This is a genomic window from Staphylococcus schleiferi, assembly GCF_025558325.1.
Taxonomy (GTDB): domain Bacteria; phylum Bacillota; class Bacilli; order Staphylococcales; family Staphylococcaceae; genus Staphylococcus; species Staphylococcus schleiferi.
In genome coordinates, this window is sequence record NZ_CP094712.1 from 1,535,613 (window position 1) to 1,560,054 (window position 24,442).

Annotated in this window: 23 protein-coding genes and 1 pseudogene; 3 read left to right on the forward strand and 21 right to left on the reverse strand. The window is 35.5% G+C overall.

What is annotated here, in order from left to right:
* Nucleotides 1-161: 161 nt before the first annotated feature.
* From MUA40_RS07225 to MUA40_RS07235, 3 genes and pseudogenes are all read right to left on the reverse strand, one after another.
* Nucleotides 162-716: a hypothetical protein gene (locus MUA40_RS07225; protein ID WP_016424970.1), complete on the reverse strand. Its 555-nt coding sequence runs from the start codon at nt 714-716 to the stop codon at nt 162-164.
* Nucleotides 717-916: 200 nt separating this feature from the next.
* Nucleotides 917-1,405: pseudogene (locus MUA40_RS07230) on the reverse strand (hypothetical protein).
* A gap of 268 nt (nt 1,406-1,673) precedes the next feature.
* A complete protein-coding gene (locus MUA40_RS07235; RefSeq protein WP_167512913.1) occupies nt 1,674-1,961 on the reverse strand; it encodes a phage terminase large subunit family protein in 288 nt (95 codons plus the stop codon).
* A 111-nt stretch (nt 1,962-2,072) separates the two neighbouring features.
* Here MUA40_RS07235 and MUA40_RS07240 point away from each other — a divergent pair, with 111 nt between their 5' ends.
* Together MUA40_RS07240 and MUA40_RS07245 are read left to right on the forward strand one after the other, a co-directional pair.
* Nucleotides 2,073-2,204 carry a site-specific integrase gene (locus MUA40_RS07240; RefSeq protein WP_231371808.1) on the forward strand — a complete coding sequence of 44 codons (132 nt, stop codon included), beginning with the start codon at nt 2,073-2,075 and terminating at the stop codon, nt 2,202-2,204.
* The gene (locus MUA40_RS07245) at nt 2,152-2,652 is read left to right on the forward strand and encodes a tyrosine-type recombinase/integrase (protein ID WP_016424967.1); all 501 of its coding nucleotides are present in this window, start codon (nt 2,152-2,154) and stop codon (nt 2,650-2,652) included. Before MUA40_RS07240 ends, MUA40_RS07245 begins: the two co-directional genes overlap by 53 nt.
* A 110-nt stretch (nt 2,653-2,762) precedes the next feature.
* On the opposite strand, the gene glnA is transcribed toward MUA40_RS07245, so the two are convergent.
* From glnA to hflX, 4 genes are all read right to left on the reverse strand, one after another.
* Complete coding sequence (glnA, locus tag MUA40_RS07250; protein WP_016424966.1) at nt 2,763-4,103, reverse strand: type I glutamate--ammonia ligase; 1,341 nt, start codon at nt 4,101-4,103, stop codon at nt 2,763-2,765.
* 23 nt (nt 4,104-4,126) lie between these two features.
* Nucleotides 4,127-4,495, reverse strand: a complete 369-nt coding sequence (locus MUA40_RS07255) for a MerR family transcriptional regulator (RefSeq protein WP_016424965.1) — start codon at nt 4,493-4,495, stop codon at nt 4,127-4,129.
* Nucleotides 4,496-4,672: 177 nt separating this feature from the next.
* Complete coding sequence (locus MUA40_RS07260) at nt 4,673-5,917, reverse strand: methionine gamma-lyase family protein (RefSeq protein WP_016424964.1); 1,245 nt, start codon at nt 5,915-5,917, stop codon at nt 4,673-4,675.
* A 17-nt stretch (nt 5,918-5,934) separates the two neighbouring features.
* Nucleotides 5,935-7,164, reverse strand: a complete 1,230-nt coding sequence (gene hflX / locus MUA40_RS07265) for a GTPase HflX (RefSeq protein WP_037559245.1) — start codon at nt 7,162-7,164, stop codon at nt 5,935-5,937.
* Nucleotides 7,165-7,268: 104 nt separating this feature from the next.
* Here hflX and MUA40_RS07270 point away from each other — a divergent pair, with 104 nt between their 5' ends.
* Nucleotides 7,269-7,742: a glutathione peroxidase gene (locus tag MUA40_RS07270; RefSeq protein ID WP_126496002.1), complete on the forward strand. Its 474-nt coding sequence runs from the start codon at nt 7,269-7,271 to the stop codon at nt 7,740-7,742.
* A gap of 237 nt (nt 7,743-7,979) precedes the next feature.
* Here the strand turns inward: MUA40_RS07270 and hfq are convergent, their stop codons facing one another.
* From hfq to MUA40_RS07340, 14 genes are all read right to left on the reverse strand, one after another.
* Nucleotides 7,980-8,186 (reverse strand): RNA chaperone Hfq, encoded by a 207-nt coding sequence (hfq, locus tag MUA40_RS07275; RefSeq protein WP_016424961.1) that lies wholly within the window; start codon nt 8,184-8,186, stop codon nt 7,980-7,982.
* Nucleotides 8,179-9,135 carry a tRNA (adenosine(37)-N6)-dimethylallyltransferase MiaA gene (gene miaA / locus MUA40_RS07280; RefSeq protein WP_016424960.1) on the reverse strand — a complete coding sequence of 319 codons (957 nt, stop codon included), beginning with the start codon at nt 9,133-9,135 and terminating at the stop codon, nt 8,179-8,181. Before miaA ends, hfq begins: the two co-directional genes overlap by 8 nt.
* Nucleotides 9,125-10,075, reverse strand: a complete 951-nt coding sequence (locus MUA40_RS07285) for an alpha/beta hydrolase (protein ID WP_016424959.1) — start codon at nt 10,073-10,075, stop codon at nt 9,125-9,127. Before MUA40_RS07285 ends, miaA begins: the two co-directional genes overlap by 11 nt.
* 319 nt (nt 10,076-10,394) lie before the next feature.
* A complete protein-coding gene (locus MUA40_RS07290) occupies nt 10,395-12,065 on the reverse strand; it encodes a glycerol-3-phosphate dehydrogenase/oxidase (RefSeq protein WP_016424958.1) in 1,671 nt (556 codons plus the stop codon).
* 125 nt (nt 12,066-12,190) lie between these two features.
* Nucleotides 12,191-13,693, reverse strand: coding sequence for a glycerol kinase GlpK (gene glpK / locus MUA40_RS07295; protein WP_016424957.1), 1,503 nt, complete (start codon nt 13,691-13,693; stop codon nt 12,191-12,193).
* A gap of 226 nt (nt 13,694-13,919) precedes the next feature.
* Nucleotides 13,920-14,735, reverse strand: coding sequence for an MIP/aquaporin family protein (locus tag MUA40_RS07300; RefSeq protein WP_126496004.1), 816 nt, complete (start codon nt 14,733-14,735; stop codon nt 13,920-13,922).
* 317 nt (nt 14,736-15,052) lie between these two features.
* Nucleotides 15,053-16,084 (reverse strand): S66 family peptidase, encoded by a 1,032-nt coding sequence (locus tag MUA40_RS07305; RefSeq protein WP_191876916.1) that lies wholly within the window; start codon nt 16,082-16,084, stop codon nt 15,053-15,055.
* Between the two features lie 23 nt (nt 16,085-16,107).
* A complete protein-coding gene (locus tag MUA40_RS07310; RefSeq protein WP_016424954.1) occupies nt 16,108-16,641 on the reverse strand; it encodes a glycerol-3-phosphate responsive antiterminator in 534 nt (177 codons plus the stop codon).
* A 22-nt stretch (nt 16,642-16,663) separates the two neighbouring features.
* Nucleotides 16,664-18,604, reverse strand: coding sequence for a DNA mismatch repair endonuclease MutL (gene mutL / locus MUA40_RS07315; protein ID WP_167732663.1), 1,941 nt, complete (start codon nt 18,602-18,604; stop codon nt 16,664-16,666).
* A gap of 12 nt (nt 18,605-18,616) precedes the next feature.
* Nucleotides 18,617-21,238 (reverse strand): DNA mismatch repair protein MutS, encoded by a 2,622-nt coding sequence (mutS, locus tag MUA40_RS07320; RefSeq protein WP_155976398.1) that lies wholly within the window; start codon nt 21,236-21,238, stop codon nt 18,617-18,619.
* Between the two features lie 141 nt (nt 21,239-21,379).
* On the reverse strand, nt 21,380-21,895 hold the full coding sequence (gene thiW / locus MUA40_RS07325; protein ID WP_167732664.1) for an energy coupling factor transporter S component ThiW: 516 nt from the start codon (nt 21,893-21,895) through the stop codon (nt 21,380-21,382).
* A 139-nt stretch (nt 21,896-22,034) separates the two neighbouring features.
* Nucleotides 22,035-22,388, reverse strand: coding sequence for a YlbF/YmcA family competence regulator (locus MUA40_RS07330; RefSeq protein ID WP_037559109.1), 354 nt, complete (start codon nt 22,386-22,388; stop codon nt 22,035-22,037).
* 1 nt (nt 22,389) lies between these two features.
* Nucleotides 22,390-23,937 carry a tRNA (N6-isopentenyl adenosine(37)-C2)-methylthiotransferase MiaB gene (gene miaB / locus MUA40_RS07335; RefSeq protein ID WP_262569330.1) on the reverse strand — a complete coding sequence of 516 codons (1,548 nt, stop codon included), beginning with the start codon at nt 23,935-23,937 and terminating at the stop codon, nt 22,390-22,392.
* Between the two features lie 101 nt (nt 23,938-24,038).
* Entirely contained in the window at nt 24,039-24,341 is a 303-nt protein-coding gene (locus tag MUA40_RS07340) for a thiamine-binding protein (RefSeq protein WP_016424948.1), read from the reverse strand.
* Nucleotides 24,342-24,442 lie beyond the last annotated feature (101 nt).

Sequence of the window (24,442 nt, forward strand, 5' to 3'; positions counted from 1 at the left end):
CCTCTATTTGCTTTTCTTTTTATCAGAAACAAATACATTTAAGAATAATAGAAACAATGGTGGAAATATAAAAAACAATGAGAATATACCGATAACGAATGGTAATGTAATACAAGCTAAAATAATTCCCAAAATCATTATTAAAATCACATTATTTTTTTTTAATCGAAACAACTAGCTACAGCTCCTCCCATTCCTCCAGATACTCCACCTATCACTCCACCAATAACAGATCCAGCTCCAACTGAAACAGGAGTTGCTCCAATAGCTCCATATCCAGCTCCACTAGCAATACCTCCTCCAGTGCCACCAAGAAGTCCACTACCAGTACCTAAAGCACATTTTTTCCAATTAGTTTTATAAGTTACAATATCATCACTTTCTTTTAATGTAACATTACCAATAATATTACCATCTAAGACCTTATAAGTAACATAAGCTTTTCTTTTATCTTTTGTCGTTACTTCCGAAGGCAATTCTTCAGATTTTTTTGTTTTTTTATTTAAAATTGTTGCCTTGCCATTTTTCACTTTTCCTTCAGCGAATTTATTGGGAACAACTTTAAATTGAGCATCATTAACTTTGACAACTTTCACTTTAGCATCATCACTGTCCTTCGAAGTACCTGCAGTAACAGAATCAGTTTCAAATATTCCGTAGTTAAAAGAAATCAATAAACCAAAAACAATTAATAATGATGATATTTTTTTGTACATTTCAAAAACTCCTTATTCAGAAGTTAAACAATCCCTTAATAACATCCCAATTGAAGCATATCATAGTGATTTATTTATACCAATTATTTGATAAATTATGACCCTCGGAATTTTTAATTTGTGATGTATACACTTACCAATTATATTCTAGTTTATTAGCGCAAAAAGTATCACCATATAAGGTAACCCTAATATATTACTTAACCTATAATTTTCCCCACAGTGCTTTTTTTCAACAATTTTCCTTCTTTATCAGTTATTTTACCTATAGGCATGTATAAATTATCTTTCTTATTCGCACCATCCGCTTGATACTTAAATTGAACCTACCACATTTTATTTTTTACATCTTTAATAACTTGATCAAATAGCACCCACTCGTCAGGCTTAATCCATGAATCGTTGTCCACTTCTTCCTTATCCATACCAAAGGCGCGACGTACAACGATTGGGTCTGTGTTACTTTTAGATGCAGTAAATTCACCTTTCCATGGCCATACAGTTTTAGGTGGTTTACCTGATTTGGATTTGGCAACATTTGGAGCTACTTTTGGTATAGGTGAATCATCTTGCATATATTTAATCACAAGATTATCTATGATTGCGATGTCATGACGACCATAGCCACATGCAGATAATATATTACTAGGATCTTGTTTATCATATTGAATATCTTGATGGCCGGGCATTGGTGTACGTGGATTAATTTCCTATGAATTACATAATGCCCCTTAATGCGACAAGAATTACAGAGTGATTTCAGTGAACGTGATTAATCTGTAAAATAACAAGACTCTAATCCAAAATAATTTTTCACCATTTTTGGCTAACGAATCATCATCGTCTTTACATGTAAATATTAAATTACTTTCAGATTTAAACCGCATTTTTATCACCTAAATCGCAAACTGTTGAATTGCTTCTAATTCTTCTTCCACAGTCTTATTCTCAAATGTTTCAATATGCGTTAAATGCCGCATATCTTAATGCATCTAGTACATCATCATATTCTTTTATTGGTAAATCTTTTTTATCGTCCCAAGAATAGTTATAAATTTCAGATGCAAAACGTGGACACATATCATATAAAACCCATAGCTTATTATTTTTAAAATAATGTGCAATTAACTTAACGCCACGCATAACACGTTTATCAGCAAACACCGCATTAAGACCTTCCTCTTGGAACTTTGCAACGTGTTCCGGACGTGCTGAGTCACAATAAAAAGGAAGATTACCATAGATCGCTTAATTCACTTTAATCCTTGCGAAGGTATTGAACTTAAACACAAAGATTTAAGCGAGCCCCAAAAAGCGCAATACTTACCAAAAGAACAAATCAAACCATTTCTAGAAATGATTAAGAAAAGAGACATACACCAATACTATATGTTTAGAACAATGATTGAAACTGGCATACGTGTAGGTGAAGCTAATGCGCTGCAATGGTCTGATTACAATAGTAAAGATAAAACCAAAGTCTTATGATCAAAAGCATGACAGATGGAATACATCGAAAAATAAAGAACATAGAACTATTTATATTACTGATGATTTAGCGAAAGAATTAACTAAACTGAAATACCTTCAAAATGCAAATCGGATGGTAAATGAAGATGTTTATAATGAAACTCATGACTTTATATTCTGTAATGCATTTGGCGACCCGCTTCCACGCAGTACAACACATAATACTATGATGCATGTGACAGGTGAGCTACTAGGCAAAGAAAACAAGCTAAGCATCCACAAGTTAAGACATACGCATGCTACGCTTTTATTAGAAAGCGGTGTTCCGATGAAAGTTATTCAAGAACGTCTCGGACATAAAACAATGGCAGTTACCGAGCAAGTTTATAGTCATGTGACTGAAAAGATGAATCATAAGGCAAAAGAGAACTTTGAAAACTTTATTAAGGATTCGAATATTTTTTAGCAACTATTTTGAGACCATTTTGAGACCAAAACGCTATTTTTAGCACACTGGTCTCAAAATAGTTTTAAAACAAAAACCCTCAAAGCCAATAGCTTCAAGGGTTTCTTCTATTAATACTGCTTCATATATTGCTCGACTTCCCATTCAGACACTTGTGTGCGGTAGTAGTCCCATTCAATAGATTTAGAGTTAATAAATTGATTATAAATATGATCTCCTAATGCGTCTTTTACAATTGGGTTTTCACGCATTGCTTTTAATGCTGTGTATAATGTTGAAGGTAAGTCTTCGATACCAACAGCTTCGCGCTCTTCACGATTCATTTCATAAATATTTTGATTTACAGGCTCTGGAACTGTTAATTTGTTTTTAATACCGTCTAAGCCAGCTTGTAAAATTGTTGCTAATGCCATATATGGGTTTGCGGAAGGATCTACTGATCGAATTTCAATACGTGTAGATAATCCACGAGAGCTTGGGACACGAATTAATGGTGAACGGTTTTTACCACTCCATGCAATGTAACTTGGCGCTTCGTAACCCGGTACTAAACGTTTATAAGAGTTAACTAATGGGTTACACACTGCAGTAAATCCACGTGCGTTTTTCAAAACACCAGCAATAAAGTGACAAGCATCTTCAGTTAATTGCATATCTCTGCTTTCATCATAAAAAGCATTTTCTTTTCCTTTAAATAAAGAAACGTTAAAGTGCATACCGCTTCCGTTCACACCAAATAATGGTTTTGGCATGAATGTCGCATGTAAATTGTGTTTACGTGCAATTGTTTTAACAACTAATTTAAATGTTTGGATATTATCACAAGCTGTTACTGCATCTGCATATTTAAAGTCAATTTCATGTTGTCCTGGTGCAACTTCATGGTGTGAAGCTTCAATATCAAAGCCCATGTCTTCTAATTCAAGTACGATATCACGACGACAGTTTTCACCAAGGTCTGTTGGTGCTAAGTCAAAGTAGCCCCCATGGTCATTTAATTCCATTGTTGGTTCGCCTTTTTCATCTAACTTGAATAAGAAAAATTCTGGTTCAGGCCCTAAGTTGAAATCTGTAAATCCAAGTTCTTCCATTTCTTTTAATACACGTTTTAAATTGTTACGAGGATCCCCTGCAAATGGTTGATGATCAGTTGTATAAACATCACAGATTAAACGTGCAACTTTTCCTTGTCCTGCTGTCCATGGGAAAATCACCCAAGTGTTTAAATCAGGATATAAATACATATCTGACTCTTCAATTCGAACAAACCCCTCGATTGAAGATCCGTCAAACATCATTTCATTATCTAAAACTTTCTCTAATTGACTCACTGGTACTTCTACATTTTTAATTGTCCCTAAAATATCAGTAAATTGTAAACGTAAGTAACGTACGTTTTCTTCTTCTGCAAAGCGTCGGATGTCATCTTTAGTGAAATTTTGTTTCGGCATGGATAATTGTCCTCCAATTTTAATTATTTAAAAAATCGTGATAAGTCTCCACGGTTAAGCGGTATCGACTCGCGCTGTGGCTTTTGTGTCGTATCCACTAGCATTTGTTTTCTTAACCGTTCTTCCTCTTCGTTTAGCGCGTATGTACTTTCTGACAACATGATTTGTTTAATTCCTTTCATATTAAAGCCTTTCTCTAAAAGATGCTTAATTGAAAGTAAAGTTTCCAAATCATTTAATGAAAACAAACGCTTATTCCCTTCAGTTCGTGAAGGTTTTACAAGTTCATGTGTTTCATAATAACGAATTTGTCGTGCAGTTAATTCGGTTAGACGGCTGACAACACTCATCGGAAATACAGGCATGCTACGTCGAATTCTATCGTTGTCCATATCCAGCATCTCCTTAACTTTGAACTTGTATTAACCATAGCACATCATTTCAGGCATTTCAAAAATATGTAAGAAAACCTGACATGAAAGCGCCAAGCCTAGTCATATCAGGTAATCAGAAAAGTCAGACAATCAGTTATATTTTCATATTTCACTTAAATTGTAAAACTTTGTATTTTAAATGGAAATTAATCCTTTTTTCATTAGTGTTTTAACAGCACGAATGACTGCAATTTTGACATGCTCGTATGTGAGTCCACCTTGAACATAAGCTTCGTATGGTGGACGAATTGGGCCATCTGCTGATAATTCAATAGATGAGCCTTGTACAAAAGTGCCTGCAGCCATGATCACGTCATCTTCATACCCCGGCATATAACTAGGTTCCGGACTAAAATGGGCATTAATAGGTGACGCATGTTGAATGCTTTGACAAAATTGAATCATCTGTTCAGGTGTATCAAATGACACAGTTTGAATTAAATCCGTACGCTGCACATCATATCGAGGCGTCGTACGCATATTGAGACGTTCTAATAATAAACTTGTAAATAGCGCACCTTTAAGACTTTGACTGACCACATGGGGACTCATAAAAAAGCCTTGATACATTTCTTGTAATGCATATAATGAAGCACCCGCTTCCTTCCCGATTCCAGGGGCAGTTAATCTATAACCACAGCGTTCTACTAAGTCTCGTCGTCCAGCAATATAGCCGCCAATTTTCGCGAGACCTCCTCCTGGATTTTTAATTAAAGAGCCTGCGATTAAATCTGCACCCACTTCGATAGGCTCTTTGGTTTCTACAAATTCACCGTAACAATTATCGACAAAAACAATAATATGAGGGTATTCGTTTTTTATAGTTTGAATCGCACGACCTATTTCATCAACGCTTATAGATGGTCTTTGACTATACCCTTTAGAACGTTGAATCGCAATCACTTTTGTTGTTTCGTTAATTGCTTGTAAAACACGCTCAACATCAATTTGATCTTCCTTTAAATCAACCTCTTGGTAATGGATACCATATTCTTTTAAACTCTCAATACCATTTCCGTTTTCACCGATGACTTCGAGTAATGTGTCATACGGTTTGCCTGTAATATACATTAAACTGTCTCCAGGCTTTAACATACTTTGTAGAGCAACAGTAATCGCATGGGTGCCTGAAATTAACTGTGGACGTACGAGTGCATCTTCAGCCTTGAAAGTATGCGCATAAACCGCTTCTAAATGATCACGACCAAAATCATCATAGCCATATCCCGTGGACCCTAATAAATCTGATTCAGTGATTTTTACATGATGAAAGGCATCAAGGACGCGTGCTTGATTTTCAAGTGCACGTGCTTCGATTTCTTTAAAATAAGGGGTTAATGTTGTTTCTACTTCATTAATCAATTGTTCTAATCGCTTCATTTTTCTGCTTCTTTCTATTATTTTTTATAACCTTCTATTAGATATTCATTTGTTGTTTCGTCAAATTCTAATTTCGTAACTAATGTGTGTTGTTTCAAGTAATATAACGTGTCTGCTTCATGACTCTCTAGGCGTCTTTCATAAAAATGAAGTTGGCTTTGAATCGCTTCTATTAATAAATTTTTCACCACTTGAATATCATCGTGATTTTTAGCGGATACAAAAACAGAGGGCTGTTCCACAATAGGCTCTACGCCTTCATGTAAATCTTTTTTGTTAAAAATAACCACTTGCGGAATTTCAGCCATATCTAACTCTTTAATAATTTCATTAACAGTATCGTATTGAATTTTATATTCTTTATGACTCGCATCCACCACATGGATTAATAAATCTGCATTACTTGCTTCTTCTAGTGTTGATTTAAAAGCTTCAATTAATGTTGTGGGTAATTTTTGAATAAAACCAACTGTGTCTGAAATGACCAACTCGAAGCCATCATTAATTTTAAGACGTCGTGATTTCGGATCAAGCGTCGCAAACAGTAAATCGCGCTCATAAGTTTCTGCATGGGTCAACGTGTTGAACCACGAAGATTTCCCTGCATTCGTATAACCAATCAGTGCAACTTGGAAAGATTGGTTCTCTTCTCTTTGATGGCGATAACGTGCACGATGTGCTTCGACTTCTTTTAATTTACGTTTTATTTCATTCATACGCGTACGTATATGACGACGATCGGTTTCTAGTTTTGTCTCACCAGGTCCTCGTGTACCTATACCGCCACCTAAGCGAGATAAACTTTTTCCATGTCCCATTAAGCGAGGTAAGAGATAATTAAGTTGTGCATATTCTACTTGTAATTTACCTTCTTTACTTTTCGCTCTCAAAGCGAAAATTTCAAGAATCAATTGTGTACGGTCAATAATCTTAATGCCTAAATATTCATTTAAATGTTTAGATTGTGCTGTCGTTAATTCGTCATTAGCCACAAGAACATCTATTTCTTGTGATTCCACAAAAGCTTCTATCTCATCTAATTTTCCTTTACCAACATAATATTTATGATCCACTTGATTTTTATTTTGCGTGAATTCACCTTTCACCTCAAGATCACATGTATACGCCAGTGCATGTAATTCTCTCATCGTACTGTCAAAATCATAATCTGATTGATAAACATCTACACCAATTAAAAGTGCTTTTTCTTTAACTTTTTTGGTAGAATGGAGTTCATTTTTTTGCATTACATCACCATTTTCTTTAAACATATCATCACGTATTCTAACATAGTGTTTCAATTAAGACTATATTGAATAATTATGTTATATTTTTATTAGAGGTGAGGACAATGCATTTATATGATATAGAAGTCACAAAAATTGATGGAACAAATTACCCTTTATCTGAGTATAAAGGCGACGTTTTATTGATTGTAAATACTGCAAGTGAGTGTGGTCTAACACCACAATTTGAAGGTTTACAAAAGTTGTATGATACTTATCATGAAAAAGGATTTACGATTCTTGGTTTCCCATGTAATCAATTCGGAAAACAAGAACCGGGTAGCGGGGAAGAAGCAGCATCAAACTGCCAACTAAACTATGGCGTTACTTTTCCAATGCATGAAAAAATTGAAGTTAACGGCGAAAATGCACATCCACTTTTCAACTATCTCAAATCACAACAAAAAGGTGTATTTGGAGATAAAATTAAGTGGAATTTCACGAAGTTCTTAGTTGATCGAGAAGGAAATGTGGTTAAGCGCTTTTCACCACAAAAGACACCAGAAAGTATTACAAAAGAAATTGAAAATGTTTTATAAATTAAACATCACCCTTTCCTATTTCTAGTGAAAGCGGTGATGTTTTTATATTTAATGATTTAAAATTGGAGTACACCCTATAAATGAACAGATCAATCAAGGATGGTAGTGGAGATGAATGCTAAATACACCAACCTATTCAATATGAATGTATATTGAAAGATGGTCATCATATGGTCAACCTTTTAGATTGCACATTTAACATGCATCCCCACTCCGCCATTGTGGATTAATAAATTAGTTTGTGCCTTCTAAGAAAGTACTAATCGCATGTTTGTAAATTAAATGGTGACGTCCTTGAGAGAGTATATCAATTACATATTGGTCAAAATCAACAATTGTACCACGTAATTGGAAACCATTCGTTAAAAATACAGTGAGTTCCTTACCCTCGTTTTTAAAAGTTTCTAGGTACTCATCTTGAATGTTGCGTTTCTCAATCATGTTCATTTCTCCTTTTATTTATTAGGGTTTTGAGCTCAGATAACATTGAAGTAAGTGACATCTTCTCTCTATCTAACCAATGAACATTAAGTTTGTTTTTAAACCAAGTCATTTGCCTTTTTGCGTAATTACGTGAATGCTGTTTAAGTTGATCCACGGCTTCATTAAGTTCTATTTCATTATGAACTACCGGTATGATTTCTTTGTAGCCGATAGCTTGCATACTTTGACACGATTCATAACCTAATTCAATAAGTTCTTGCACTTCATCCAATAAACCATGAGACAACATTATGTCTACGCGTTTATTTATTCTTGCATATAATGTATCACGCGACATTTCTATCCCTATTAATAATGTATCATAATTTTCAGTCAATTGGGTACTTTTCTTTCGATTACTTAAAACTTTTTTTGTAGTTAAATAATAAGAGATCGCACGCTCTACTCTTTGGCGATTGTTCGGATGGATATCAGCATAAGATTGAGGATCAAATGTCCCTAAGTATTCATGGAGCGCTTCATTTGAATACGATTTGAGTTCTTCCATTTTTTGCTGAACTTTTTCTGCAACCTCTGGAGAAACTTCTTCTTTATCAAATTGATAATCGTATATTACAGATTGAATATATAGACCTGTCCCTCCAACAATGATAGGTATTTTCCCTCGATTTGTAATATCCGTTATGAGTGTACGTGCCTGTTGCTGAAAATCGTATGCGGAATATGTTTGGCCTGGATTTAAAATATCAATTAAGTGATGCGGGATGCCTTGCATTTCAGACTCTGTCACTTTTGCGGTACCAATGTTCATTCCGCGATAAACTTGCATAGAGTCACCACTAATGACTTCTCCATTAATTTCTTTCGCGAGTTCCACACCTAATTCAGTTTTACCACTCGCAGTGGGACCTACGATTACTACAATGAAAGGTTTCTTACCTATCACCGAGTTCACCTACTTTTCTTTTTTTAATAATTTGACGACTCATCCATTCTAACATATGCTTCCATACCGTCTCTTTATCATTTTCAAACAACACTTCATGGCGTTTGTTTTTATATAGTTGAACAGTGATATGTTCAATACCACCTTTTTTCAATAACTTTCCTAAGTTTCTAATCGCATTTCCAAAATCACCAAACGGATCATCTTTTCCTGAAACTAACAAAATTGGTAATTGTGGATTCATCTTTTCAATGTTTTTAATACGTGCTGTTTGCATCATCGTATTTACAACACTATAAATCAATTGATTAGATACAAGGAAGCCTGAATATGAGTCTGCGATATAAGCATCCACTTCACTTTCATTTGAACTAATCCAATCGCTTTCAGTACGTAGTGGCTTGAATTTTTTATTAAAGCTATTCGTCATCACATTATTGAGCCACTTCATACGGCGTTTTTTACCACAAATCAATGTAATACATTTTAATAATGGCACAATAGTGAATCTATAAAACGATGGAAACAAGCCTGTACCACTTAATATGAGTCCTTGACAGTCATTCGGGTAGGTTTGCACATACTGACGTGCAATAATTGAACCCATTGAATGTCCAAGTACAATTAGAGGTAACGTATCATCAAATTGTGCTTTCAATGTCGTTTGTACTTCATGTGCATCTTTAACCACTTGCATCATTGAATCATAATGGCCTCTTTCACTATCGATATCAATGCCATGACCTCTATGGTTGTGTCGAATCACATGGTAGCCTTGTTGATTTAATTTTTCAACAAGCGCATTGTACCTTTCTAAATGTTCTGCCATTCCGTGGAAAATATGCACAATCCCAACGGACTCACAATCCGTTCGATCTACTTTTGCTTCTAATATTGTGCCGTCTGTAACTGCTATTTTCATAGCTTCTGATTTAACCATTGTTATCCACCTTTCCGCATCTCTTCACTTAATTCAACTTTACCACAACATCGGAATAAAAACACAAGAATTAAAATTAAACTGCATACTATAAATTGAGAATACCTTTCACTTGTTATCAAGAAACTATCAAACAAAAATTTTAACAGTTGAAAAATCATCGTTTACGAAATGTATGAAAACAGTTGTATGTATGAATAAGCTGAAATACGAAAATAAAGTGGAAATCACTGATATATTTGATGATAAAAATAAAAAGTAACACAAGCTTAAAATCAACTTGCGTTACTTTTTATCTCATAAATTGCTAGCTAATATCTTATTTTTCAGCAGGTTGGTGTTGACCATGTCTTGCTTCTTGGATCGCTTTATCTAATTCAGCATGATAAGCTGCTTTAGTATTTGCATCGTAGCCTAATAAGTCAGCTAATACATCGACAACAATATCTTTATATTCTAATACACGATTAATATCAAAGTATAATGCACCCGTACGACGTACAAGGAAGTCAGTTGGTTTTACAACTAATTCGTTTTGAACGCTATATACAAGTTCAACATATAATTCTAATGGTAAACCAGTTGTTTGATGTTGTGCTGCTTGCGCAATCGCAAATAAATCATCAACGTTAGAACCATATTTTGAAGCTAAGTGACGAGCTAATTTTTCATCTAAATTGAATGCTTTCGCAGCTTGTACTTTTTCTTCAACGAATTTATCGAAGTTTGCACTACCACCAACATCCCCACCAGAAATTGGAATGTATTTTGTATCTACTTTATTGAATTTCAATTTATATTCTTGTTTTAATCGTTTTTCAACTAAGTTTACAATTTCTAATGCCATGTGACGGTAACCTGTTAATTTACCACCAGCAATTGTTAATAATCCTGATTTACCTTCCCAAACTTCGTCTTTACGTGAAATTTCAGAAGGGTCTTTACCTTCTTCTAAAATTAACGGACGAATACCTGCCCATGTAGACTCAATGTCTTCATCTTTAACTTGAACAGTTGGGAACATATAGTTAATGGCATCAATTAAATAATCTCTGTCTTCTTGGTTAACAAGTGGTGTTGATTTTTCATTATCATAGAATGTATCAGTTGTACCAACATAAGCTTTGCCTTCACGAGGAATAGCAAAAATCATACGACCGTCTTTTTCTGTATCAAAATAAACAGCTTGACGTAATGGGAATTTTGATTGATCGATAACAACGTGAACACCTTTTGTTAAACGCAATTGTTTGTTGTTTTTAGAGTAGTCTGCACTACGTACTTCGTCTACCCACGGACCTGTTGCGTTAACGACTTTTTTACCTTTAATTTTAAAAGTATCATTCGCTAAGCGGTCAATCACTGTCACACCGTTTACTTTTTCATTATTATCATATAAGAAGTTGTTTACTTTCGCATAGTTTAAAATATCAGCACCTTGCTCAGCTGCTTTTTTCATCACTTCAATTGTTAAACGAGCGTCATCTGTACGGTATTCAACGTAGTAACCGCCACCTTTAAGACCATCTTGTTTAACTAATGGTTCTTTGTCAGTAGTTTCTTGTACAGTTAACATTTTTTTACGTTCTGATTTTTTAACACCAGCAAGGCGATCATACATACCTAAACCGATTGAAGTTGAAAACTTACCAAATGTACCACCTTTATGCATTGGTAATAACATCCATTCAGGTGTCGTAACATGTGGACCATTTTCATAAACGATTGCACGTTCTTTACCAGTTTCAGCAACAACGCCAACTTGGAATTGTTTCAAGTAACGTAAACCACCATGAACCAATTTAGTAGAACGAGAGCTTGTACCTTGTGCGAAGTCTTGCATTTCTACTAAAGCGACTTTCATACCTCTTGCACTTGCATCTAATGCGATACCTGCGCCAGTGATACCCCCACCGACAACAACTAAATCATATTCCTCATTTTTCATTTTGTTCTTTACTGAATCACGTTTAAAAGTTGATAAACTCATATATTCCGCCTCCTAATATCATAAAAAAAGAGAGACTTCTCCCACAGCTTAAATAAAGTTGTACGAACGACGTCTCTCACAATCTCGTATGATGCTATTAACTTAACTACAGTATATCACACCACTTATTCTTCGTCTAATTTGAAAACTTGAGTGGCTTCAACTGCTTTTTTCCAACCTTTGTACAAACGATTACTTTCTTTCTCATCCATCGTCGGATCAAATGATTTTTCAAGTTTCCATTGACGACTAATTTCTGATTTATCTTTCCAGAATCCTGTAGCAATACCAGCTAAATAAGCAGCACCTAATGCTGTTGTTTCATTAATTTCTGGTCGTTCAACATTGATGTTGACTAAGTCGGCTTGGAATTGCATTAAGAAATTATTTTTAACTGCGCCACCGTCAACACGTAAAGTGTTTACATCAATACCAGAGTCTTGTGCCATCGCTTCAATTACGTCACGAGTTTGGTAACATAAAGACTCTAAAGTAGCTCTAATGAAATGCTCTTTTTCTGTACCTCTCGTAATACCGAAAATCGCACCACGTGCTTCAGAATCCCAATAAGGTGTACCTAAACCAACAAATGCAGGTACAACATAGACACCTTCTGTAGAATCAACACGTTTAGCATAATCTTCTGATTGCGGAGCCGAGTTAATCATTCGGAGACCATCTCTTAACCATTGAATGGCTGAACCTGATACGAAGATTGAACCTTCTAATGCGTAATTGACTTTACCATCAATTCCATAAGCAATCGTTGTTAACAATCCATTATCAGATACAACTGCTTCCTCACCTGTATTCATAAGCATGAAACCACCTGTGCCGTATGTGTTTTTCACATCACCGCGTTCGAAACATGCTTGTCCGAATAGTGCAGCTTGTTGGTCACCCGCAATACCAGCAATTGGTACTTTTTGACCAAAGAAGTGATAATCGATTGTTTCGCAATACACTTCACTTGATGGTTTAACTTCAGGTAACATTGCTTTAGGTACATCTAAAATTTCAAGCAATTCGTCATCCCATTGTAAATCATGGATGTTATACATTAATGTACGACTTGCATTGGAATAGTCTGTTACATGCGTTCTACCACCAGAAAGTTTCCAAACTAACCATGAATCAATTGTTCCGAACAAAACATCGCCTTTTTCAGCTTTTTCACGTGCACCTTCAACTTTATCAAGTATCCATTTAACTTTAGTTCCTGAAAAATAAGGGTCTAATAATAAACCAGTTTTGTTTCTAAACGTTTCTTCATGACCAGCGTTCTTTAATTCATCACAAATATGTTGTGTTTGACGTGACTGCCAAACAATCGCATTGTAGATTGGACGGCCTGTGTTTTTATCCCAAACGACAGTTGTTTCACGTTGGTTTGTGATACCAATCCCTTTAATTTGTGATGCCGATACGTTATTTTCGTTTAAAACAGATGCCATCACTGATAAAACTGATGTCCAAATTTCGTTGGCATCATGCTCTACCCATCCGCCTTTAGGAAAATGTTGTTTAAACTCACGCTGTGCTATGCCTGCGATTTCCCCATTTTCGTTAAATAAGATTGCTCTAGAACTTGTTGTCCCCTGATCAATCGATAAGATATAGTTTCCCATAACATAGTCTCCTCTCAACTCTTCACTGATATTAACTTGTAAAGTATTACGATAAGGTTATTATAACCCAAAGTGCTGGTGTAAGATGTCAAATCCAGCTCATAAACACTAAAAAACTACAATACGTCATCACCATGTTATTAATACCTCTATGATCACAACGTATTGTAAAGTTTTGTATGTCTTACTTTAACATTCATACTTATGACAAAAACAGTAATATGAATTAGATTTTAGCAATTTCATCTTGTGGCGATTTTTTATTTAATGCCGCACCAAGTAATAATGTTAAAACTAATACGATAATCGTTACAATTGTCCAAACATCAAATGCGCCTTTAAAAATTAAGCGATATACGACTGTACCTACCATACCACCAACCAATGGTCCTAACACAGGTACAATTGCGTAACCCCAACCGCTGTCACCTTTACCATGGATTGGTAAAATAGCATGTGCGATACGTGGTCCTAAGTCACGAGCAGGATTAATTGCATAGCCTGTTGTACCACCTAAGCTGACACCAATTGCTACAATCAAAGCACCAACGATTAATGGGTTTAATCCTTCAGAGAACTTATTTGCCCCGATGTATAAAAGACCTGAAGTTAAAACTGCAGTACCAATAATCTCTGAAATAAAGTTTGCAGTATAGTTTTTAAGTGCAGGCGCAGTTGAAAAGACGCCTAATTTTGTTGCTTTATCTTCAGTTGCACGCCAATGTGGTAAATACATTAACCATGTCAACACGCCACCTAAAATACCACCAAGCATTTGCGCAATGATGTAACCAGGAACTTGTGACCATGGGAAATCACCATTCATTGCAAATGCAAGTGTCACTGCTGGGTTAAGATGTGCATTTGAAAATTGACCAACGGCATAGACACCTAGCGTCACACCAAGTCCCCATCCAATAGCAATGACAATCCAATCGGCACCATTACCGTTTGTTTTTTTCAAATTGACGTTGGCACATACACCGCCCCCCATGAGTAGAAGTAGTGCAGTACCGAAAAATTCAGCTAAATAAACATTCATGCTTTTTCCTCCCTTTAACGAAAAAGAGACTTCCTTCGCATAACAATTAATACGCCAACAGAAGTCTCTCAGTCTCTCACAATTTATCAACTTGATTTAATCTTACATTTTGATGTAAGCGTTGTCAACCATTATTTTAAACGCTTTCATAAATAAATGGAAATTTAATTTTACTGAAAATGAATTAACTATCTATTTAATTGGTTTTTAAAATCTAAATAATCTTCACTTTAAAGATAAAATGCTTTGAAAACGGATGTCAAACAAATATTGAACGCCTGATTATAATTGCTGATTTGACGCTTCTAACGCGCATCTTATTCACTTACAGCCGCTTCATCAATACTAAATGTTAAAGGAGATGTACTTATTGATGCTTTAACACCGTATGGAATCGTACATTTAGGTTCATTGTGACCAAAACTAGCGTTACCGATGACCGGTAAATCCTCTTGCTGAAATTCTTTTAAAATGCTTTGAATAATTTGGTGATATTCATTTTGATATATTCCATTTTGAGGACGTCCCAATATAATCCCTTCAATACGATCAAATATGCCCATGTATCCAAAAGAACGAAAAGTATCTTCAAAAGCCCACGGTTCAATATTAACTTCAGAGTTTTCTAAAAACAAAATCTTGCCGTCAAACTGTTCAAGTTTTGGAAAATACTGTGAACCTCTGAGGTGGTCTAATGATTCAAAACAACCGCCGATCAGGTCTCCAGAAACGTTACCCTCGCCGTTCACTAATATGTAACTTTCATTTTTCTTTGTTTCACGCGCGATATTTTTATTTTCTTCATCCCATCTCAAGCCAAAAATCCGCACATAATCCGACGTGGCCAACTTTCCAAATGGCTCCGCTTTAGAAATGACATCAAACATATGATCAAGCGTATAGTCATCAAGCGCTACATTTTCTGCAAAGTCCGTGAGCAACGCTGGACCATAAAAGCTAACGATTCCTAATTGGTTTAAATGCAAATGAAGTGGTGTGATATCTGAGTAACCTATAAAAATCTTAGGATGCGCTTGAATGATTTCATCATCTAAGTATGGGATAATTCTTGCTGATTCTTTACCCCCAATCGTACAAAGTATGGCTTTTACTTCTGGATCTTTAAACGCCGATGTCAGTGTCTCTGCACGTTCTTTTGGATGATTGTAGTTCCATTCAATCGTATTAAGCGCTTGTTCCATAACTTTAACGCGATAACCTAAAGTTTTGATATTCTCTATACCTTGTTGTGTACGCCATTGAATATTCGGCTCACCCGCAAGGCCAGAAGACGGGGAAACAATCGCAATTGTATCCCCTTTTTGTAGCTTCTCTGGTTTGTTCAGCATTTAAATCCCCCTCTATTTTTTACTTACCATAATGATGCGTCACTTGTTGTCACATAGGCAGCACCACTATTAATGGCGTTTTCAATTTCTTCCTCTGTGTTAATCAAGCCTCCCGCTATTACCGTAGTACCTGTTTTCTCATGTATTTCTTGTATCACTTTATCTGCGATACCGGGTAAGACTTCAACATAATCTGGCTCGATACGTTGAATGAGATCGATACTTCTCTGTAAAGCGTGACTATCAATAACAAACACTCTAAAAATCGTAACGACACCAAGCGCTTTTGCCTTTTTAATCACTTTAGTTTTAGTTGATACAATCCCTTTAGGTTTATAAGTTTGAATAATATATTCACATGCAAATTCATCATGACTCATCCCTTTAATGAGATCGATGTGCATAAAAGGTTGCAGTTCATGCTCTTTAATTAATTGCGTCATGCCTTTCAAATGACCAATATGTGTATCAAGAATGACACATTTTTTATAATCTGTTTTAAACAATCTTTCTAAATCTCTCATCGAACGAATTGCTGGTAAAATATGTTTTTTCATAACATTCTCCCTCTTCATCGTATTATTGAATTCTCTTAAACAGACGCTCTAATTCATAATTACTAAAGTTGATAATCACAGGTCTTCCATGCGGGCATGTAAATGGGTCTTCCATTTCCCCTAATTGTTGGATTAAATCTGCCATCTCATTTATTTTTAAATAATGATTGGCTTTAATCGACTTTTTACAACTCATCATTATCGCAGCTTCTTCTCTAAACTTTGCAATGTCAATCTTCTTGTGTTGAATCACATATTCGATAATATCTTTAATGATTTCTTCAACTTGCTCACTTGGGAACCAAACTGGATAACTATTCACAATATAATCATATCCACCAAAAGGTTCTAAAAAGATACCTGCCTCTTTTAATGTATCACGATATTGCTCAATAATTAACTGTTCATCTTTTGAAAAGTTAAATGTGATTGGAATGAGAAGATTTTGGTTTTCATTTTCCACTTCTCCAATTTTATCTCTAAAATACTCATACTTTATCCGTTCTTGTGCGGCATGTTGATCAATTAAATACATGCCTTGATTATTTTGAGCAATAATATATGTGCCATGTACTTGTCCTACAACTTCCATATAAGGCACGCGTCTTTTAGGTTTTTGAGGTACGTCATGAGGTAATGCATCATCTTGACTTTGAGTTGGTGACTCAGCGAACGATGGAGGCACTACAGCTTGATGACGATCAAGTTCATTTAAAATCGCTTTTTGTTCTGCTTCAAAATTGTCATCTGAATGTACTGAATGATTGGCTGATGACGGTTCATTTGAAGCTGTAAAGTGATTCGCTTCTTCTTTAACCTCGAAATGTGGTGGCGACGGTTGTACTTCATCTTTATCCGTTGTTTCATGCTTCTCATGTTGTTGCACTTGCTGATCAAAAGCCATTTTTTGTTGCTCAAATTGTTCAAGTACCTTTTTAGGGGCATATTTTTGTTTTAAATCATTTTGAGGTATGAGTACCTTATCTTTAAAAGCCTCACGTATTTTATTCACAATGAGATCAAACAACTGATCCTCTTTAGATAATCGCACTTCCAATTTCGTAGGGTGCACATTCACATCGACTAAAACGGGATCCATATCAATATTGATATAAACAATTGGATATCGACCGATCATCATTAATGTGTGGTAGCCTTCTTGAACAGCTTTATTTAATAAAAAGTTTTTAATATATCTACCGTTGATAAATATCGACATATAATGCCGATTGCTTCTTGAGTGTTCAGGTTTTGCAACGTAACCCGAAATACGATAGTCACTTGTTTCGCCTTCAATATGCACTAAATCACGCGCTACTTTCATTCCGTATATTTCTGCCATCACTTCATTTGTTCGTCCTGAGCCATTCGTTTGGAGAATGGTCTTACCATCATTTTTAAGCGAAAGACGAATATGTGGGTGGCTCATCGCCATTCGATTCACAATATCTGTTATTTTCCCTAATTCCGTGTAGAGACTTTTAATATATTTTAGTCTTGCTGGCGTGTTATAAAATAGTGAGTCTACACGAATGTCTGTACCTTTACGCGCTTTCGCTGGCTTTTCTTTCAGTATGGCACCTTCTTCAGCATACACTTCGTAACCATTAATACCATCCGTAGACGTTTGTAATGTGACTTTTGCAACTGAAGCAATACTTGCGAGTGCTTCGCCACGGAAACCTAACGTTCTAATATGGAATAAATCATCATCTTCTTGTAATTTACTTGTTGCATGGCGATGAAATACAAGTCCTAAATCATCCGCTAATATGCCGGAACCATTATCCACAACTCGAATAGAAGATACACCTGACTCTAAAACTTCAATATTAATTTCAGTTGCACCTGCATCAATACTGTTTTCTAATAATTCTTTCACAACAGAGCTCGGACGTTCCACTACTTCACCTGCAGCAATTTTATTTGCTAAAGACGTTTGTAGCGTTTTTATTTTTCCCATCAATTTCACCCTCTACTGTAATCTATTTTGAAGTTCACTGAGCTTAACTAATGCTTCAATTGGGGTCATTTGCGATAAATTCATTTGTTTAATTTCAAGTTCAACTTCGCTATTTTGTGCTTCTGATTCAAATAAATCGAAAACAGGTTGTTCGAATTGGGGCTTTGCATCTGAATGTTGCTGTGACGTTACTTGTTTAGGTGTTTCAAGACTTTGGTTTGTGAATTCAACCGTTTTTTCAGCATTTGCTTCTGATTTAATCGCGGCTTGTTCTTTCGCTTCAAATGCATCTAAAATAACTTGCGCACGGTCAATCACTTGTTTAGGTAGGTCGGCTAATTGTGCGACTTGAATCCCATAACTATTTGCAACAGCCCCATCTTTAACTTTGTGTAAGAAGATAAGCTCACCTTGATATTCATCTGCAGCGACATGCACATTCTTCAAGCTTGGAAGTGCTTGTTCCAATTCTGTCAGTTCATGATAGTGCGTTGAAAATAAAGTTTTCGCTTGAGATGTTTCCGCAACATATTCAATCATAGCTTGAGCCAACGCAAGACCGTCATAAGTTGAAGTACCTCTACCGATTTCATCAAATATAATTAAACTATCTGGTGTGGCATATTTGAGTGCTTTTTGTGCCTCTAACATTTCAACCATGAACGTACTTTTCCCAGATACAAGATCATCTGCAGCACCAATTCTTGTGAAAATCTGATCGAAAATAGGGAGTATCGCAGATTCACAAGGAACAAAAGCCCCCATTTGTGCCATAATACTTATAATCGCCACTTGACGCATATAGGTTGATTTACCTGACATATTAGGCCCTGTAATCAAATAGATAAATTGTGACTGATTTAATTCACAATCATTTGGTACATAATCATTATAATCCATCACACGCTCAACAACTGGATGACGTGAATCTTTTAAAACTAATGTTTTGTCTGTGCTGAATTGCGGTCGGACATAATTATATTGTTGCGCTATCTCTGCAAAACTTTGCAAGCAATCAATTTCAGATATAATTTTAGCTTGTTGTTGCAAACGTTCTGTATATGTTTTTACTTTTTCACGAAGCGCTACAAACAATTGATATTCGAGCTCGATTGCTTTATCTTGAGCACCCAAAATCACAGCTTCTTTTTCTTTTAATTCATCAGTGATAAATCTTTCAGCATTGGATAATGTTTGTTTTCGTTCATAGCCAAATTCAGCTGGATTAAATTGCGTCAAATTGGCACGTGTAATTTCAATATAGTAACCAAACACTTTATTAAAGCTTATTTTCAAAGATTTAATCCCTGTTCGCTCACGTTCTTTCGCTTGTAATTCAGCTAACCACTGTTTTCCATTTTTTGAAGCATCTAAATATTGATCTAATTCTTCGTTAAATCCTGATTTAAAAAGGCCACCTTCTTTGACAGATAACGGAGGTTCATTCACTAAACTATCTTCTAACAATTGTAAAAGGTCATCTAGCGGTTCTAACGCATTAAAATGTGCAATCGCTTCATGTTCAATAGTTTGTAAGAGTGCTTTTATAGAAGGAATTTGTGCAATCGAATGCTTGAGTTGTATTAAATCTTTTGCGTTCACATTACCAAAACTTACGCGACCGACTAATCGTTCGATATCGTAAACTTCTGTTAAATAGTTGCGTAAAGTGTCTCTCTCGATAAAATATTGTAAAAATTGATCGACGGCATCATGACGTTTTGTTATTTCATTTCGCTGAATAAGAGGTCGATCAATCCATTGTTTCAAACGTCTTGCGCCCATAGGGGTTTTGGTCTTATCCATTAACCAAAGCAATGTCCCTTTTTTTGATTTAAGTCGAATACTTTCAGTTAATTCGAGATTTCTCTTAGCATAAAAATCCATTTTCATATAATCTAACGCTTGGTATTCAATCACATTCTCAATATGCGACATATCTCTTTTTTGCGTATCGTATATATAATCTAATAACACTTGCACTGCCTGAAACTTACTTGGATCAGACAACTGATTAACAGCATATTGCACATCCGAAATACGTTCAACAACTGTAACTGTTTCTGTAATCATGCTGAATTGACGTTTAAGTGTTTCTGATAGAGGTTGAGTGACAACAATTTCGTTAGGTTGAATGGTCGTCACTTCGTTTACAAGCGTACTTTCATCTTCAAAGTGTGTCACTTTTAATTCACCAGTCGAAACATCACAATAACTGAGCCCATAGCCATCTTCATTATGGATAAAACTTAAAATATAGTTGTTACGTGTATCCTCTACGCCACCTTTTTCCATCACTGTACCTGGCGTAATCACACGTACAACTTCTCTTTTAACCATGCCTTTGACTTGTCTTGGATCTTCCATTTGTTCGCATATAGCCACTTTAAAACCATTTTGTATTAACGTTTCAATATAACTATCCGCAGAATGATATGGAACGCCTGCCATTGGAATAGGATTTTCTTTTTTAGCATCACGTTTCGTTAACGTGATTTCAAGGACGCGAGAGGCAGTAATTGCATCATCATAAAACATCTCATAAAAATCACCAAGTCGAAAAAAGAGCAACGCATCTTGATGTTGCGCTTTAATATTTAAATATTGTTTCATCATTGGTGTAACATTTGCCATATACTTTCACAATCCTTTTGTTCAAAATTTTCTATATTTCATTTACTTTTTGAAGGTATTTTATGTATGCGATTTAAATATGTATCAAGGCTGAGAGTATAAACTTCTGTTTAAACCCCCAGCCCCTCAATGATTTAATAATTATTTTAATCTTCTTTTATTTTTATCTAATTTTAAGTATGCTAATAAACCTCGCCGCTTAAGTACAAGTAAAAGAATGTAACTAATACTTGCACCAATCAAACTCGATGTAATAAATGCAGCCATTAACGGTTTAATGAGAAAATGATCTAAGTGGAGTATCCACGCAATTGGAATACAGAACAAACTCCCAATAATGCCTGTACCAATCACTTCTCCTATCGCCGCAACAAATAAGTGCCGATTTACATAATAAAACAAGCTCGCTAGCAAAACGCCAATCATACTCCCAGGAAACGCAAACGGCGTACCTGTTCCAAACAATACACGAATGCTTGAAGAAAGGAAGGCTTGGGCCAGCCCGTACCATGGTCCAACTAAAACAACGCTCAAAACATTGATAAAATGCTGAACTGGTGCTGCTTTAATCGGACCAATGGGGATGACAATTACTGAACTCAACACTACATTAACGGCCACAAATAATGCTGTCAGTGTCAATTTACGTGTATTCACACATATCACTCTCCACCACGGTTGAAACAATGATGTGCTCTACCATATTTTTAGAATAGAAACTCTATTTTACCTTAAAAACCTATGTCCTCATTCATAACTTCTCATTTAGCTACACAATGTTGAACGTCTAGACATCTCAGTCATCAGTTGAACTTTCAATTCGCGTTGATATTGTGTCTACAACGAGATGGAGCAACTCATTTGCCTCTTGCTGTGCTGTTCTAAACTCATTGACAATAGGGATATCATCTATTGTCGTTCTAATTTGATCTATCTTCGCTTCAGAACGTGCATAGGCATTCGGCTTATTATAGTTTTGTAGATTTACAGACTGCTTTTGATTCTGCTTCAACTCTGACATGTGCTGTGCAATCTGTTCATTTTGATGAATTTGTGTTTCAATGCGTCTATAATCTTGAATTGTATCTAAAGATTGAAATGCCTGACCCAATGCTTTAGCAGCTTCCAAAATCGACTCTTTTGAATACATCTTATGGTGTCACCACAGCTGCTTCACTGACACCAACAAATTCACCATTAAGTGAGAATTGTTTTGCTTCAACAACCTTAACATCTACAATTTTACCGATAACAGATTTAGGTGCTCGGAAGTTAACAAGTTTATTTTTTTCTGTATAACCTGCTAATACTTCATCATCTTTTTTACTTGCACCTTCACATAATACACGAACAGTTTGTCCCTCATAAGCCGCTAGCGTACGTGAAGAATATTCGCTTACTAAACGGTTCAAACGTTGTAAACGCGCTTTTTTCACTTCATTTGGTACATTATCCTTCATTTTAGCAGCAGGTGTACCGTCACGTTGAGAATAAATATATGTGTAGGCATGCTCGAATCCAACCGCTTCATATAAAGATAACGTTTCTTCAAATTGTGCTTCTGTTTCGTTTGGATACCCTACGATAATATCTGTTGTGAGCGCAACATCTGGAATGGCAGCCTTAATTCTATCTACTAAATCTAAATAGCTCTCTCTTGTATATTTACGCCCCATAATTTTCAACACGTCATTATTCCCAGATTGAACTGGTAAATGGATATGCGGCACGATATTTCCACCTTCAGCAATGACTTCAATCATACGATCTGTAAAGTCCCACGGGTGACTTGTTGTAAAACGGACACGCGGGATATCAATTTTTGAAATATCAGCCATTAAATCACCTAAACCATAAGTAATACCTTCTAAATCTTTACCATAAGCATTCACGTTTTGACCTAATAACGTAATTTCTTTATAACCTTGACGTGCTAAATCACGTACTTCTTCAATGATATCTTCAGGACGTCGACTACGTTCTTTTCCTCGTGTAAATGGCACGATACAGTATGTACAGAATTTGTCACATCCATACATGATATTGACCCATGCTTTAATTTTGCCGTCTCTTACTTTAGGAAGGTTTTCGATAACGTCGCCTTCTTTTGACCATACTTCCACAACCATTGCTTTAGAAAGATAGGCTTCTTCCAAAATTTGAGGTAAGCGATGAATGTTATGTGTTCCAAAAATCATATCCACATTTTGGTATGATTTCAAAATTTTATTTACCACAGACTCTTCTTGTGACATACAGCCACACACACCGATTAAACAATCTGGGCGTTCTTGTTTAATGTGTTTTAGATTCCCAATTTCTCCAAACACTTTATTTTCAGCATTTTCTCTAATCGCACATGTGTTCAATAGAATGACGTCTGCCAAATTGATGCCTTCAGTAGGTGTATAGCCTAAGGCAGTAAAAATTCCCGCCATAACCTCTGTATCATGTGCATTCATTTGACAACCATATGTTTTAATTAGGAAAGTGCGTCCTTTCCCCATACCGCGATACTTTTCATCGATTTGAAAATCACGATTATATTGAACTGATTCTTTTCCACGCTTTTTGGCTTCTTTTAAGCTTGGCGGTTGATAAACGTGCTCAAAATCAAAATATTTACTATAATCTTTCTCTTTATTATTACGTTGTGCTAAAACATCAATCGTCCCAGCTTTTCTTTGTTCTTCGTTCACATACAAAACCCTTTCTGCCCATATATCATTAGTTCATTATATTAAAATTCTAGCCAAAGTGCAAAATGATATTTTTCGAAGTCAATATAAAAATCGTTACACTATTTTTCAGTATCGTCATATTTACCAGTTAGTGTTTCAATACTGATGCCTTCAGGAACGTGATAAAACTTTATTTGATGAATGACGCTAGGTGCTTCTAATTCAACCATCCGATCATTCATTTTTTGGATTAAAATAAGCAACGCATTCATATCGCCTTCGACATTTGTTTCTAATGCACCAACACGATATTTTAGCCCGGATGCCTCAATCACTTTTATTGCTTCATCAACAAAAGGAATGACATCCTCTCCGTGAGGTGTCTGTGGAATGATTTGTATACTCATCAATGTATCAACCAATGACAAAACCTCCTCTTTCTTCTATATATTATACCTGATTACAATTAAAATAAAAAATATCCCTAAGTTTGTGGTAAAAATTAGTCTGCTATCAAAATACG